This is a genomic window from Sinomonas sp. G460-2, assembly GCF_047759905.1.
Taxonomy (GTDB): Bacteria; Actinomycetota; Actinomycetes; order Actinomycetales; family Micrococcaceae; genus Sinomonas.
Genome location: NZ_JBKZWT010000082.1, coordinates 1 through 13,895 on the forward strand (window position 1 = coordinate 1; position 13,895 = coordinate 13,895).

At 69.7% G+C, this 13,895-nt stretch carries 12 protein-coding genes; 9 read left to right on the top strand and 3 right to left on the bottom strand.

Annotated features, from left to right (window positions below):
• Together ACLN58_RS10065 and ACLN58_RS10070 are read right to left on the bottom strand one after the other, a co-directional pair.
• The coding region (locus ACLN58_RS10065) for a hypothetical protein (protein ID WP_415855126.1) at positions 1 to 390 on the bottom strand (390 nt) is incomplete at its 3' end.
• A gap of 214 nt (positions 391 to 604) precedes the next feature.
• Complete coding sequence (locus ACLN58_RS10070) at positions 605 to 1,036, bottom strand: hypothetical protein (RefSeq protein ID WP_415855127.1); 432 nt, start codon at positions 1,034 to 1,036, stop codon at positions 605 to 607.
• 59 nt (positions 1,037 to 1,095) lie between these two features.
• Here ACLN58_RS10070 and ACLN58_RS10075 point away from each other — a divergent pair, with 59 nt between their 5' ends.
• The 6 genes from ACLN58_RS10075 to ACLN58_RS10100 all read left to right on the top strand — a co-directional run bounded on the left by ACLN58_RS10075 (position 1,096) and on the right by ACLN58_RS10100 (position 8,002).
• Positions 1,096 to 1,782 (top strand): sirohydrochlorin chelatase, encoded by a 687-nt coding sequence (locus ACLN58_RS10075; protein WP_415855128.1) that lies wholly within the window; start codon positions 1,096 to 1,098, stop codon positions 1,780 to 1,782.
• Complete coding sequence (locus tag ACLN58_RS10080; protein ID WP_415855129.1) at positions 1,779 to 2,984, top strand: MFS transporter; 1,206 nt, start codon at positions 1,779 to 1,781, stop codon at positions 2,982 to 2,984. Before ACLN58_RS10075 ends, ACLN58_RS10080 begins: the two co-directional genes overlap by 4 nt.
• A gap of 134 nt (positions 2,985 to 3,118) precedes the next feature.
• Positions 3,119 to 4,927: a nitrite/sulfite reductase gene (locus tag ACLN58_RS10085; RefSeq protein ID WP_415855130.1), complete on the top strand. Its 1,809-nt coding sequence runs from the start codon at positions 3,119 to 3,121 to the stop codon at positions 4,925 to 4,927.
• The gene (locus ACLN58_RS10090) at positions 4,891 to 5,673 is read left to right on the top strand and encodes a phosphoadenylyl-sulfate reductase (RefSeq protein WP_415855131.1); all 783 of its coding nucleotides are present in this window, start codon (positions 4,891 to 4,893) and stop codon (positions 5,671 to 5,673) included. The genes ACLN58_RS10085 and ACLN58_RS10090 overlap by 37 nt, the downstream gene beginning before the upstream one ends.
• The gene (gene cysD / locus ACLN58_RS10095; protein ID WP_415855132.1) at positions 5,670 to 6,626 is read left to right on the top strand and encodes a sulfate adenylyltransferase subunit CysD; all 957 of its coding nucleotides are present in this window, start codon (positions 5,670 to 5,672) and stop codon (positions 6,624 to 6,626) included. The genes ACLN58_RS10090 and cysD overlap by 4 nt, the downstream gene beginning before the upstream one ends.
• A complete protein-coding gene (locus tag ACLN58_RS10100; RefSeq protein ID WP_415855133.1) occupies positions 6,626 to 8,002 on the top strand; it encodes a sulfate adenylyltransferase subunit 1 in 1,377 nt (458 codons plus the stop codon). Before cysD ends, ACLN58_RS10100 begins: the two co-directional genes overlap by 1 nt.
• 577 nt (positions 8,003 to 8,579) lie before the next feature.
• Here ACLN58_RS10100 and ACLN58_RS10105 read toward each other — a convergent pair.
• Complete coding sequence (locus ACLN58_RS10105) at positions 8,580 to 10,601, bottom strand: polysaccharide lyase family protein (protein ID WP_415855134.1); 2,022 nt, start codon at positions 10,599 to 10,601, stop codon at positions 8,580 to 8,582.
• 332 nt (positions 10,602 to 10,933) lie between these two features.
• Between ACLN58_RS10105 and ACLN58_RS10110 the strand changes: the two genes are divergently transcribed.
• Genes ACLN58_RS10110 through ACLN58_RS10120 form a run of 3 tightly spaced genes read left to right on the top strand, consistent with a single transcriptional unit; the run spans position 10,934 to position 13,791 of the window.
• The gene (locus tag ACLN58_RS10110) at positions 10,934 to 12,130 is read left to right on the top strand and encodes an ABC transporter substrate-binding protein (protein WP_415855135.1); all 1,197 of its coding nucleotides are present in this window, start codon (positions 10,934 to 10,936) and stop codon (positions 12,128 to 12,130) included.
• Positions 12,131 to 12,137: 7 nt separating this feature from the next.
• Positions 12,138 to 12,863, top strand: a complete 726-nt coding sequence (locus ACLN58_RS10115) for an ABC transporter ATP-binding protein (RefSeq protein WP_415855136.1) — start codon at positions 12,138 to 12,140, stop codon at positions 12,861 to 12,863.
• The gene (locus ACLN58_RS10120) at positions 12,853 to 13,791 is read left to right on the top strand and encodes an ABC transporter permease (RefSeq protein WP_415855137.1); all 939 of its coding nucleotides are present in this window, start codon (positions 12,853 to 12,855) and stop codon (positions 13,789 to 13,791) included. The genes ACLN58_RS10115 and ACLN58_RS10120 overlap by 11 nt, the downstream gene beginning before the upstream one ends.
• Positions 13,792 to 13,895: the final 104 nt, after the last annotated feature.

Consider the following 13,895-nt stretch of genomic DNA (forward strand, 5'->3'; position numbering starts at 1 on the left):
CCGCGCGAGCAGGTGCTGGAGCCAGAACACGGCCGTGCCTCGTACGCCGACGCCTGCGTCATGCCCCCACGTGACGGTCAGGCGGCTTGCGCCGCCCTCCGCGGGGGCGATGCGGACCTCTGCGCCCCCTCCGCGGCAGTAGTTGCTGTGCTCCGTGACCCACGTGACGTGGCCCGGTTCCGACCAGTCGTAGCGCTCGATGTTCCAGATCCCGAACCGCGGCGTCCCCTCGCGCACGAGGGCGTGCGTTTCACCGTGCTCGAGGACCCGGTAGGTCGAAGGGTCGAGCGTGATCTTCCATACCTCGAGACGGCGCTCGCTGAAGTCCGTGAAGGCGCGGAATGCCTGCTCGGGAGTGGCGGGGGTGTCGAGCGTGAAGTGGAGTCGCATGGGACCCCTTGGTGAAGGGAGGGTGGGGAGTGCTGGGTGTTGGGGCGGCCGGGTGTTAAACGGCGCGGGCCCTGGTTAGCGGGTTCCGCTTCCCAGGGCCCTCTTCCGTTCGCACCCGGATCCACTGGAGGCTGAAGTGGACCCGTTAACAAGCATATGACAGATCTGTCATGTGTCCAGTGGTGGCGGTCAATGAATTTTTAGATTCGCGACCTCAGCCCTCTTCTTCGCCGTCCTCGGTGAAGACCCACTCGAACATGTCGAACGTGAACTCGGAGAACGTGCCGTCCTCGGAGACCCACTCGCCGCGGGCGTTGTTCTTCCGGAAGACAATCGGGTCCGGGACGCGCAGATCGCCCGTGCGGAAGCCCCACGTGAACTGCTCTTCCTCGTCCTCGAGGAACATCAGGAAGCCCTCGTCGTCGACCTCCAGCTCCTCGGGGTCCCAGAAGTAGTGGTACGCCTCCATGAGCTCCGAGCCCCCGAGAGCGAGGTAGAACTCGCGCAGCGCGAGCGGGATGGTGAACGCGTGCTCCTCGAGTGCCTCGTCGAGCTCGCCCTCCGCGATCCCGTCGTTCGGCCGCCACGGGTCGCCGAGGTACTTGGGGACAAGCGCGCGGAACTTCTCCAAGAACATCTCGCTCATGACCTCAATCCTAGCCATTCGAGACGGCGGAGGATTCCGGGCGCCGGTAGGCTCCGACTATGACCCAGCCGATCCTCGTCGCGTGCGCCCACGGAACCAGCAACCCCGACGGCAAGGCAGCGATCCTTCGGGTCGTCGATGAGCTCCGCGCCGCGCGACCCGACGTCACCGTGCTCGACGCCTACGTCGACGTCCACGGCCCCGAGCTGCCTGAGGTCGTCGCGGGCCTCCCCGCGGGGGCCCCCGCCGTCGTCGTCCCCTTGCTCTTGAGCGTGGGCTACCACGTCAAGGTGGACATTGGCCGCGCGGTCAACTCCCGGGAGCGGACGACGGCGGCCGCGCCCCTCGGCCCCGACCCGCGCCTTGCGCGGGTGCTCGCCGAGCGGCTCGGGCAGGTAGGACTTGGGCCCGACGACGCCGTGGTGCTCGCCGCGGCCGGTTCGTCGAACCCCGCGGCCTCGAACGACGTCGAGAACCTCGCCGACATGCTGCGGCACCTTGTGCCGAACAGGATCCTCGCAGCCTACGGGGCGAGCGCCGAGCCGAGCGTCCCCGATGCCGTCGCGGAGCTCCGCGCGGAGGAGGTGGGCAGGATCGTCGTGGCGAGCTACCTCCTCGCACCCGGTTACTTCCACGACCAACTCGCGAAGGCGGGGGCCGACGCCGTCGCCCGGCCGCTCCTCCCGGCACCCGAGATTGCGGAGATCGCGCTCGAGCGGTTCGACGCCGCCCTCGCCGCCCTGTGACCACCGGACGGGCGCCGACCTCCCTCCTGTTCGTGCTCGTATGTGCGATGGGCGTCGGCCCGCTCCTCAACTACGGGCTGAGCGCCGCGAGCCCGCTCATCCTTCACGACCTCGGCATGAGCCAGTCCCAACTCGGGCTGCTCGCTGGCGCCGTGTTCGCGAGCGCCGCGGTGGGCAGCATGTGGCTCGGCCAGCTCAGCGACCGGGCGACGAGCCGGCAGCAGTTCCTCCTCATCTTCGGCGGGACAGTCCTTGCCCTCGTGGTCGCCGCGCTCGCCCAGAACTTCTGGGTGCTGCTCGTCGCCGTCGTCCTCGCGGGTCCCGCGCAGTCCATCTCGAACCCCACGACGAACCGGCTCGTTGTCACGGCGGTCCCGCAAGCGCAGCGCTCGGGCTGGATCGGCATCAAGCAGTCCGGCGTCCAGGCGAGCCAGCTCTTTGCGGGGCTCTTCATCCCCGCCGTCTCGCTATGGCTCGGCTGGCACGGCGCGTTCGCGCTCGCGGCGCTCGTCGCTCTCGGCCTGCTCTGGTACGCGCTGCAGAAGCTCCCGTCGGAGCAGGCGCGGCCGCGGACGACGGCGCGCGCCAAGTCGGCGGCGGACGGGCTCCCGCTCCCGGTCTGGCTGTTCGCGGCATTCGCGTTCCTCTCTGGCCTCGGAACGCAGGCCACGAACGTCTACCTGCCGCTTTTCGCGGTGCGGTCGCTCGGGTTTCCGCTCGTCCTCGCGGGCGTCGCGGCCGGAGTCTCCGGCGTGGTCGGCGTGACGAGCCGCGTCATCTGGGGGCGGCAGATGTCGCTCGGGAGGAGGCCCTCGGCGATGCTGCTCGCGTTGGCGGCCGGCGCCGTCGTCGGCGTCCTGTGTCTCCTGAGCGCCGGGGTGTTCCGGCAGCCCGCGCTCCTGTGGGCCGGCGTCGCGCTGCACGGCGCGACCGTGCTCGGGGCGAACGTCATCACGAACGCCGCGGTGCTCGTCGTCGTCCCGCCGGAGCGGGTCGGCATCGCGTCCGGAGTGCTCGCCATGGGCATGTATGCGGGCTTCGCGCTGGGCCCGTTCGTCATGGGGCTCCTCGCCGATGCGACCGGAGGGTACGAGGCTGGGTGGATCACCGTGGGCTCGGGGTATGTTCTGTGCGTCGGCGTTGCGCTGTGGCTGCGGCGGTACGGGGCGACGCACCCATGGAAGGCCGTGCGCGGGCGCTGACTGTAGCGCCCGGCCGGCCGGGCGCGAGGCCCGGGGTCAAGGCCCGTGACGTGAATGCGAAGAAATGTGTCCCCCGGTGACATCGCGTTGCACCACTCTGGGGACACGCCCGGGGCGGTCCGTACCCTCGAACTATGAATGACACCGTCCTTGCCGCGCGCACTGAGTCGACCAGCGCTGGGTCGACTAGCTCTGGGCCGACAGGCTCCGGGCCGTCCGGCTCCGGGAAGGCAGCACGGCCCCGATCCTCCAAGCCCAACGGGCAGTGGAAGGTCGACGGCACCGAGCCGCTCAACGCGAACGAGGCGTGGAAGCAGGAGGACGGCGGCCTGAGCGTCCGCGAGCGGATCGAGAAGATCTACGCCAAGGGCGGCTTCGATTCGATCGACCCGACCGACCTGCACGGCCGGTTCCGCTGGTGGGGCCTCTACACGCAGCGCAAGCCCGGGATCGACGGCGGCAAGACCGCGACGCTCGAGCCCGAGGAGCTCGAGGACCGCTACTTCATGATGCGCGTCCGGATCGACGGCGGTGCGCTCACCACCGAGCAGCTCCGCGTGATCGGCGGCATCTCCCGCGACTTCGCCCGCGGCTCCGCGGACATCACCGACCGGCAGAACATCCAGCTCCACTGGGTCGAGATCGAGAACGTCCCCGAGATCTGGCGCCGGCTCGAGGCCGTGAGCCTCCACACCACCGAGGCGTGCGGCGACGTCCCGCGCGTGATCCTCGGCTCGCCTGTCGCGGGCATCTCCGCGGACGAGATCCTCGACCCGACGCCGCAGATCCGTGAGATCGCGGACCGTTACATCGGCGACGAGAGCTTCGCGAACCTCCCGCGCAAGTACAAGACCGCGATCACGGGCCACCCCAGCCAGGACGTGGTCCACGAGATCAACGACTTCGCCCTCGTGGGCGTGGTCCACCCCGAGCTCGGCGCAGGCTACGACCTGTGGGTGGGCGGCGGATTGTCGACGTCGGCGCACCTCGCCGTGCGCCTCGGCACGTTCGTCGAGCCGTCGCGCGCCGCCGAGGTGTGGGCAGGCGTCACGAGCATCTTCCGCGACTACGGCTACCGCCGCCTCCGCAACCGGGCGCGCCTCAAGTACCTCGTGGCCGACTGGGGCGCCAGCAAATTTAGGGAGGTCCTCGAGACCGAGTACCTCACTGAGCCGCTCCCCGACGGTCCCGCGCCGGAGAAGCCGACGACGCCGGGCGACCACGTGGGCGTTCACGCCCAGAAGGACGGCCGCTTCTACGTCGGCGCGACCCCGACCGTGGGCCGCGTGTCCGGCGACGTCCTGCTCGGCCTCGCCGACCTCATCGAGGCCCATGGCTCGCAGCGCCTTCGCACCACGCCGCACCAGAAGATCGTGGTGCTCGACGTCGAGGAGGAGCGGGTCGACTCGCTCGTGAAGGGCCTCGAGGAGCTCGGGCTCTACGCGAACCCGAGCCCGTGGCGGCGCTCGACGATCGCGTGCACGGGCATCGAGTACTGCAAGCTCGCGATCGTGGACACGAAGGACACCGCGACGGACACCGTGGCCGAGCTCGAGAAGCGCTTCGCGGGCGACAACGGCGCTGGGAACGGTGGCGAGACCGGGGCGAACGGGCTCCTCGCGCCCCTGACGCTCCACATCAACGGCTGCCCGAATTCCTGCGCGCGCATCCAGACGGCGGACATCGGCCTCAAGGGCCAGCTCCTGCCCGACGGCGACGGCGGCCAGACCCCCGGTTTCCAGGTCCACCTGGGCGGCGGCCTCGCATCAGAGACCCGCTCCGAGGCCGGGACCGGCCGCACCGTCCGTGGCCTCAAGGTCACGGCGGACGATCTGCCCGACTACGTGGAGCGCGTCACGCGACGCTTCCTCGCCGAGCGGTCCGACGAGAACCAGAGCTTTGCCGAATGGGCCCTCGCGGCCGAGGAGGAGGCACTCCAGTGAGCACTGCCCCTTTGAATACCCCGCCCACCCACCCGAACAAGCCCGCCAAGCGCTCTGTCGACGAGCTCCGCGCGCTCGCCGAGTCCGGCGCCGCAGAGCTCGGCTGGGACGCGCCCGAGCACGAGGTGATCGCCTGGGTGGCGAGGAATTTCGCCACGGAGGCCGCCGCCGTCGCCTGTTCGATGGCCGACGCCGTGCTGCCCGCCGTCGTCGCGGAGCAGCTGCCCGGCGTCGACGTGCTCTTCCTCGACACGGGTTACCACTTCCCGGAGACGTACCAGACGCGCAACGACGTCGCGGAGAACCTCCGCGTCAACATCGTCGACGTGCTCCCGCAGCAGACGGTCGCCGAGCAGGACGCGTCCGAGGGCAAGGACCTCTTCGCCCGCGATCCCGGCCGGTGCTGCGCGCTCCGCAAGGTCGAGCCGCTGCACCGGGCGCTCGCCGGCTACGAGCTGTGGTTCACGGGCGTCCGCCGCGACGAGGCACCCACCCGCACCAACACGCCGCTCGTGACGTTCGACGAGAAGAACGGCCTCGTCAAGGTCAACCCGCTCGCGGCGTGGAGCTTCGACCAGCTCGTCGAGTACTCCGAGGACAACCTCCTGCCCGTCAATCCTCTCCTTGCCAAGGGGTTCCTCTCGATCGGCTGCGCGCCGTGCACCCGCGCCGTGGCCCCAGGAGAAGACCCCAGAGCCGGCCGCTGGTCCGGCATCGACAAGACAGAATGCGGACTTCACGTATGAGCACCCGAGTAGAAGAGACCCTGCGCGTGTCCACTGAGGCGGCGGCATTGCCGGCGGAAGCCCCACTTGGTCTCCTCGACGCGCTCGAGGCCGAATCCATCCACATCATCCGCGAGGTCGTCGCCGAGTTCGAGCGCCCCGCGATGCTGTTCTCGGGCGGCAAGGACTCCGTGGTCATGCTGCACCTCGCGGCGAAGGCGTTCTGGCCCGGCCGGATCCCATTCCCCGTGCTGCACGTCGACACGGGCCACAACTTCCCCGAGGTCCTCGACTTCCGCGACCGCACGGTCGCGCGGCTCGGGCTCAAGCTCGTAGTGGGCTCGGTGCAGGAGTACATCGACCGCGGCGAGCTCCAGGAGCGCGCCGACGGGACGCGGAACCCGCTCCAGACCGTCCCGCTTCTCGACACCATCACGGCGAACAAGTTCGATGCCGTGTTCGGCGGCGGCCGCCGCGACGAGGACAAGGCGCGCGCCAAGGAACGCATCCTCTCGCTGCGCGACGAGTTCGGCCAGTGGGACCCGCGCAACCAGCGACCCGAGCTGTGGAATCTGTACAACGGCCGCCACACGGTGGGCCAGCACGTGCGCGCGTTCCCCATCAGCAACTGGACCGAGCTCGACATCTGGCGGTACATCGAGCGCGAGGGCATCGAGCTGCCGAGCATCTACTACGCCCACGAGCGGGACGTGTTCCAGCGCGACGGCATGTGGCGAGCCGTCGGCGAGGTGAGCCTCCCGCGCGAGGACGAAGACGTCGTCGTCCGCACCGTGCGCTACCGCACGGTGGGCGACATGTCCTGCACCGGCGCCGTGCTCTCGGACGCCTTCACGGTGGCCGACGTGGTGCGCGAGGTTGCGGCCTCGACCCTCACGGAGCGCGGGGCGACTCGCGCGGACGACCGCATCTCTGAAGCGGCGATGGAAGACCGCAAGAAGGACGGGTACTTCTGATGACTGCTTCCCTGGAAACTTCGCTCGACCAGCCGACGCTGGAGCAGGGCACGCTCTTCCGTTTCGCGACGGCCGGTTCGGTCGACGACGGCAAGTCGACGCTCGTCGGCCGGCTGCTGCACGACTCGAAGGCGATCCTCGCCGACCAGCTCGACGCCGTGGCCCGCACGTCCGAGGCGCGCGGCTTCGGCGGCGAGAAGGGCGGGCTCGACCTCGCGCTGCTCACCGACGGCCTGCGCGCCGAGCGCGAGCAGGGCATCACGATCGACGTCGCCTACCGGTACTTCGCGACGGACCGCCGCACGTTCATCCTTGCGGACTGCCCCGGTCACGTGCAGTACACGAAGAACACCGTCACCGGTGCGTCTACCGCCGACGCTGTCGTGCTCCTCATCGACGCCCGGAAGGGCGTGCTCGAGCAGACCCGCCGGCACCTGTCCGTCGCGGCGCTCCTGCGCGTTCCGCACGTCGTGGTCGCGGTCAACAAGATCGACCTCGTCGACTTCTCCGAGTCGGTCTTCTCCACCATCGCTGCGGATGTCGCGCGGGTCGCGGGGGAGCTCGGCTTGCGCGAGGCGGTGGCCGTTCCCGTGTCCGCGCTCGACGGCGACAACGTCGTGGACCGCTCCGACCGGACCCCGTGGTACGCGGGCCCGACGCTCATCGAGCTGCTCGAGATGCTGCCCGGCACCGACGAGCTCGACGACGCCGCCGAGCCGTTCCGCTTCCCGGTCCAGACCGTGATTCGGCCACAGGGTGCGCTCGCGCCCGGGCTCGCCGAGGGCGAGTTCCGCGACTACCGGGCGTATGCCGGTCAGGTGACCGAGGGGATCGTGCGCGTTGGCGACCGCGTCTCGGTGGTGACCCCGGGCCAGGCCGCGCGCGAGACGAGCGTGGTGGGGATCGACGTCGCCGGTCGTTCGCTCGAGGAGGCCGCCGCGCCGCTCTCCGTCGCGCTGCGCCTCGCCGACGAGTTCGACGTGGCCCGCGGCGACACGATCGCCGCCGCCGGGACGCTCCCCGAGAGCACCGCGGACCTCTACGGCTCGCTGTGCTGGCTCTCGACCAAGCCGCTGCGCGAGGGGGCGAAGGTCCTCGTGAAGCACGGGACGTCGACCGTTCGGGCGCTTGTCCGCTCCGTGTCGGGCAAGCTGGACCTCAACACGTTCCAGGTCGCCCCGGCGTCCGGCCTCGAGCTCAACGACATCGGCGAGGCGCAGCTCCGGCTCGCCGCCCCGCTCCCGCTCGAGCCGTACGCGGCGCACCGCCGCACGGGCGCGTTCCTCGTCATCGACCCGCAGGACGGTGCGACCCTCGCCGCGGGCATGGTCCGCGAGCACCCGGGCGACTCCGAGGCAGAGCGGTACTGGATCTAGGCTCGCCTCTGCTGGGCCGGCCTTCCAGGCGAACGACGACGGCGCCCGTCACCTCTCGAGGTGGCGGGCGCCTTGCGCGTAAGCATCGATGTCACATAGATTGTTTACACACACCCCCAGATGCTTCGGCTACTGGTTAGAGGGCTCCGATTGGCTCGGAGCCTTCGGAATTTAAGGCCCATTTCGGGGGACGCTGAATTTCGCCGTGCGCGTCGTATAGGACGTCAGGCAGCTGCGAAGCCGTCAGAGCCTCGATGGTCACCCGGCGGTGCAGGTCGGGTCCTGTCTGTTTGAGTTCGTTGCTCGCACGCTTCGGTTCCATGGGACACAGCAGGCCGAGGGACTGGCCGAGTTCGTTCTTGACCATGCGCAGGGGAGTGGTGAGATCTGAGTCGTTGGTACAGACGACATAGATGTCCGAGTCTCCGCGAAACGCGGACAACATCGAACTCGGGAAGCAGATCCGCTTACTCAACCCCGCACGCGGCTTTCACCAGAAATCGAACTGCAGACGTCGCTTTCCACGGTGCCCCCACGCCCCACGCTGTCGGTCAGCACCAATGAAAGCATGCCTCGCCTAGTGGCCTTCGTTGACCTGCAGCCGGATCGCGTCGTACATGACGCCCGCCATGGGCTGCATCCAGTTGTCCGTGGTGGGCGCCTGCGGCGGCTTGGTGTGCGCGAGCGTGATGACGTTCTCGCCCTCCTGGATGAGGGTGGCTGGGAACGTGATCGTGGGGAGCTCGCGGTACATCGAGCGGGCCACGAGCCGGTACGAGGAGTTGTCGCCAGGGACGCCCGGCAGCGGGTCGATCGAGGCGATCGAGGTCCCGTTGAGCGTGACCTCGAGCGTCGCGAAGACCTGCGCCGCGAGCGCGATGTCGAGGTAGCCAGTACCGCGCTCGTACCGGTGGGCGTCGAAGCGGATCTTCCACGCCTCGAGCTCGCGGTTTGGCGTGGTTCCCCGCCACGCTAGCTGGGCCGCCGTGCCCGGTGTCTTGACGGCCGGGTGGAAGTAATTCCACTTCTTCGCGGGATCGTCCACGCCGACCGTGAAGTCGACCCCGTTCGGGAACTCGTAAGGGTACTCGAGCCACGTGAGCGTGCGGCGGAAGCCGTATGGGCCGCCGTGGACGTAGAACTCCTCGGACGTCCGGTCCGGCGTGCCGAGCAGCCACAAGGTGGGGCCGTGGCTCGTGGGGTGCCACACGTGGTTGCCCGTGTCGAGGTTCGTGCCAGCCGCGACCGTGATGTTCTCGCGCCGGTATTCGCCCATGGCCCCCTTCGTGAACGCCGCGAGCGTGTACGTTCCAGGGCGGACGGCCGGGATCGTGAAGCGACCGCCGGGGCCGATCTTCGCCGAGTAGATGTAGTCGAGGTTGAGGTACTGCCAATCGGTGCCGTCGAGCGTGACCCCTTGGTATTTGCGGTCTGGGCCCGGCTGGTAGAGGACGGCCCAGCCGTTGTCCACGGCGCCGAGCGAGGCGACGGTGAGCTTGCCGCTCACGGTCGAGCGCTCCTGCGCAGCGTAGGCGGGGCCGCTCACCCACGCGTATGGCCAGGCGGCCTGCTCGCGCGCGGAGGCGTGCTTGGCGTCCTCCCAGAGCGCAGCGACGTTCGCGCGCTCGTCTCCGGCCGCGGCCTCGCCGACGTGGAGGTAGAACGGGCCGTAGACCTTCTCCCAGCCGCGTTCCGGCGCGACTTCGGGCTCGCCGTAGTGGCTTGTGAGCGGGTGCCACAGCAGGATCATGCCGCTGTAATAGTCGTGGCACGTGAGCTCCTGGCGCGTCGGCCCGCCGAAGGCCTCCTTGCTGGCCTGGATGAGCGAGAGGCCCACGGAGCCGTTGGAGATCATGAAGACGTGGTTGTCGCCCTCGAGATTCGAGACGTTCTGGTACTTGGACCAGATTGAGCCGTCGGGGAGTGCGTACGTCGTGTCCTGGAGCGTGGTCCAGTGGGCCGCGTCGTACAGGCTCGGACGCTGCTGGATGCCCCGTGCGTCATCGACTTGGAACCAGCGGAACGCCGGATCGTCCGCGGCGAACGCGTAGCGCAGCTGCCCGAACGAGAGCCCGTCTGGCATGTTGTCCGTGTACTTGACGATCCAGTACTGATGGATCCCGGAGGCGCCGCGCTCGAGTGCGATCCGGATGTCGAGGTAGAACCTGAGCTTGGTTGGATCGTTCGCGAGGACTGAGACTTCGATCCGGTCTGGGCTCTCGCTCACCACTCGGAAGCTCGCCCCCGACATCCCGCCGGCCGCGGAGACGCCGGTGTAGTTGAACGTCGTGTAGCCGTGGCCATGCGAGCCGCTCAGGAGGTTGAGGTTCTCATTGCCTTGCTTGCTCCCCACGAGGCGAAGGTTCTTTATCTCGGCCGTCGCCTTGACGACCGTGAACTGGATGATGCCGTTGCCGAGCGTCGCCGTGGTGCCGTTGTCAACGAAGGTGAGGTCGGCGCCGTCGGCCGCGGTGGCACGCGGGGGAGCGGTGAGCGGGAGGGCCGCCGCACCCGCGGCGGCCCCCATGAGGCCCAGGACGGTGCGCCGGGCGATCGGTGGTGCGGTGAGTGGCGAGGTGATTCGTGGGTTCGTGGACACAGTGGGATCCCCTTTGGCGTCGTTGCCTGCGCGATGTCGTTCCGGAAAGCGCTTTCTCGTTGAAACGTTAAATTCGGCGACGCGCCCCGTCAACCCTTTGGGCAGATCTCAGTTGGGACCCACCCATGTGGCTGGGTCCCTGTGTGACGCTGCGTGACGCACCGTGAACGAGCGTGACCGGACCCTTGGGGGTGCCGAAACCCCGTCCCTACGCTGGAACACATGTTCCGCAGACTCCTGACCCGCGCCGAGGGGCGAATGCCCCGATGTCGGGCCCGTCGCTAGGCCCCTCCCGACCTTCCGACACCCTGCGAGAACCCGAGGACTCCCCCATGAGCAAGAGCCCCACCCCAGACACCGAGGCCGAGCCGAGGCCGCCCACCGTCCGCATCACAGCCGAGACGGAGTCGAGCCGCGCCCAGCGCGGCCGAGGCCTTCAGATCGGGCTGGGCGCCGCCGTCGTCCTCGTGCTCGCGATTGTTGCCGCGCTGACGACGGCGAACGCCAACTCCGCGGCGAACCCCACCCAGGCCGCCGCGGGCCCGGGCGCACCCGCCGCCCAGCTCAGGCTCGGCTATTTCGCGAACGTGACGCACGCGCCCGCGCTCGTCGGCGTCCAGCAGGGCCTCATCGGCCAGACGCTCAAGGACGCGGGCACCAACAGTGTCACGACCCAGACGTTCAACGCTGGGCCCGCGGCCATCGAGGCGCTCAACGCGGGCGCGATCGACGCCGCGTACCTCGGCCCCAACCCGGCGATCAACTCGTTCGTGCAGAGCCACGGCGAGTCCGTCTCCGTCATCGCGGGCGCGGCCGCCGGCGGAGCGCAGCTCGTGGTCCAGCCCGGCATCACCGACGCGGGGCAGCTCAAGGGCAAGACCCTCGCGAGCCCCCAGCTCGGCGGCACGCAGGACGTCGCGCTGCGCGCGTGGCTCGCGAAGCAGGGCCTCAAGACCACGCCCAACGGCACGGGTGACGTGACGATCAACCCGACCGACAATGCGCAGACCCTCAAGCTCTTCCAGAGCGGAAAGCTCGACGGCGCGTGGCTCCCCGAGCCATGGGCGTCCCGCCTCGTGCTCGAGGCCGGCGCGCACGTGCTCGTCGACGAGAAGTCGCTGTGGGACGGCTCGCAGACCGGCAAGCCGGGCCTGTTCCCCACCACGATCCTCGTGGTCAGCAAGAAGTTCGCGGCCGAGCACCCGCAGACCGTCGAGGCGCTCCTGGCAGGCAATGCCAAGGCGGTCGACTGGCTCAACCACGCGAGCCCCGCAGAGAGGGCGCAGGCCGTCAACGCCGCGCTCAAGGCGGCGGGCCAGGAACTGCCCGCGAACGTCATCACGCGCGCGCTCGAGAACATCACGTTCACCGTCGACCCGCTCGCCGGCGCCTACTCAAAGCTGCTCCAGGACGGGGTCACGGCTGGCGTCACGAAGACCGCGGACCTCAACGGCCTCTTCGACCTCCGCGCGCTCAACCGGGTTTCGGGGCAGCCGAAGGTCAGCGCGGCCGGGCTGGGACAGGACTAGGAGCGACATGACCGTATTGCTTGAGAACCTCGGCAAGCGCTTCGGCGACGGCGCGCCCGTGCTCGACGGCGTCAACGCGACGATCGCCACCGGCGAGTTCGTGGCCCTGCTCGGCGCGTCGGGCTGCGGCAAGTCGACGCTCCTGAACATCATCGCGGGCCTCGAGCGGCCCAGCGCCGGTGCGCTCGAGGTGCCCGCGGACGGCGCCGCGTTCATGTTCCAGGACGCCGCGCTGTACCCGTGGCTCACGGCTCGCGGCAACGTCGAGCTCGCGCTCAAGCTGCGCGGCGTCGGCAAGGCCGAGCGGCGCGCTCGCGCGGCGGAGCTCCTCGACCTCGTGCACCTCAGCGAGGCAGCGGACAAACGCCCGCACGAGCTCTCGGGTGGCATGCGCCAGCGCGTCGCCCTGGCCCGAGCGCTGAGTCAGGACCGCGAGGTCCTCCTCATGGACGAGCCCTTCGCGGCCCTCGACGCCATCACGCGCGACCTCCTGCACGAGGAGCTCACGCGCATCTGGCGCGAGACCGGCCGCACCATCATCTTCGTCACGCACAACGTGCGCGAGGCCGTGCGCCTCGGCCAGCGCGTCCTCCTGCTCTCCTCCCGGCCGGGCCGTGTGGTGAGCGAGTGGGACGTGCCCGGCGCCGTGAAGGACGACGCCGCTGCTGCCGCCGCCTTGACGGCAAGCATCACCGCCCGCCTGCGCGAGGAGATCCGACGCCATGGCAAGTAACGTGACTGAACTCGACCTCGCGCCGCGCGGGTCCGAAACGCGCCGCGTCGTGGCCGGGGGCACCGCCGACCCGTCCGCCGACGAGCTCCGCGCCCTCGAGGCCGGCCTCGACGAGCTCCAGTCCGAGAGTTCGCGCCGCACGCGCGACTGGAGCCGGGCGGTCCTGCCGGTGGGCGCCGTCGTGGTGCTCCTGCTCGTGTGGCAGATCGTTTCGACGCTCGGCCTCAAGCGGCACGACCTCGTGCCCGGCCCGCTCGACGTCGCCGCGAGCCTCGGCCAGCTCTGGAACGAGGGTCAGGTGCAGCAGGCCATCGCGACGTCGTTGGGCCGCGGCCTGCTCGGCTTCGCCGTCTCGGTGCTCGTGGGCACGCCGCTGGGCCTCCTGCTCGCGCAGGTCCGCCCGCTCCGGCGCGCGTTCGGGCCGCTCGTCTCGGGCCTCCAGGTGCTCCCGTCCGTCGCGTGGGTTCCCGCCGCGATCATCTGGTTCGGGCTCACGGACGCGACCGTGTACTTCGTGGTGCTCATGGGCGCGATCCCGTCGATCGTGAACGGCCTCATCGCGGGCGTCGACCAGATCCCGCCGCACTACCGCTCGGTCGCGAAGGTCCTGGGAGCCTCTCGGCTCGAGCTCGCGCTCCAGGTGATCCTGCCCGCGTCGCTGCCCGGCTACGTCGCGGGCCTCAAGCAGGGCTGGGCGTTCTCGTGGCGCTCGCTCATGGCCGCGGAGATCATCGCCGTGGGCGGGAGCCTCGGCTTCGGCCTCGGTTCGCTGCTCGACCAGGGCCGTACGCTCAGTGACATGGGCATCGTCATGGGCGCCATCCTCGCAATCCTCGGGGTCGGGATCCTCGTCGAGCTGCTCGTGTTCGGGCCGGTCGAGCGGAGACTGCTGCTTCGCCGCGGGCTACTTGCGGGGGGAAGCAGATGACGCGCCAGGGGCTCCTCGCGGGAGGCTCGCGATGAGCGGACGCGATCTTTTCCCCACCTCGCTGCGGCTCCTCGGCAAGCCCGTCCTCGTGGTCGGCGCGGGCC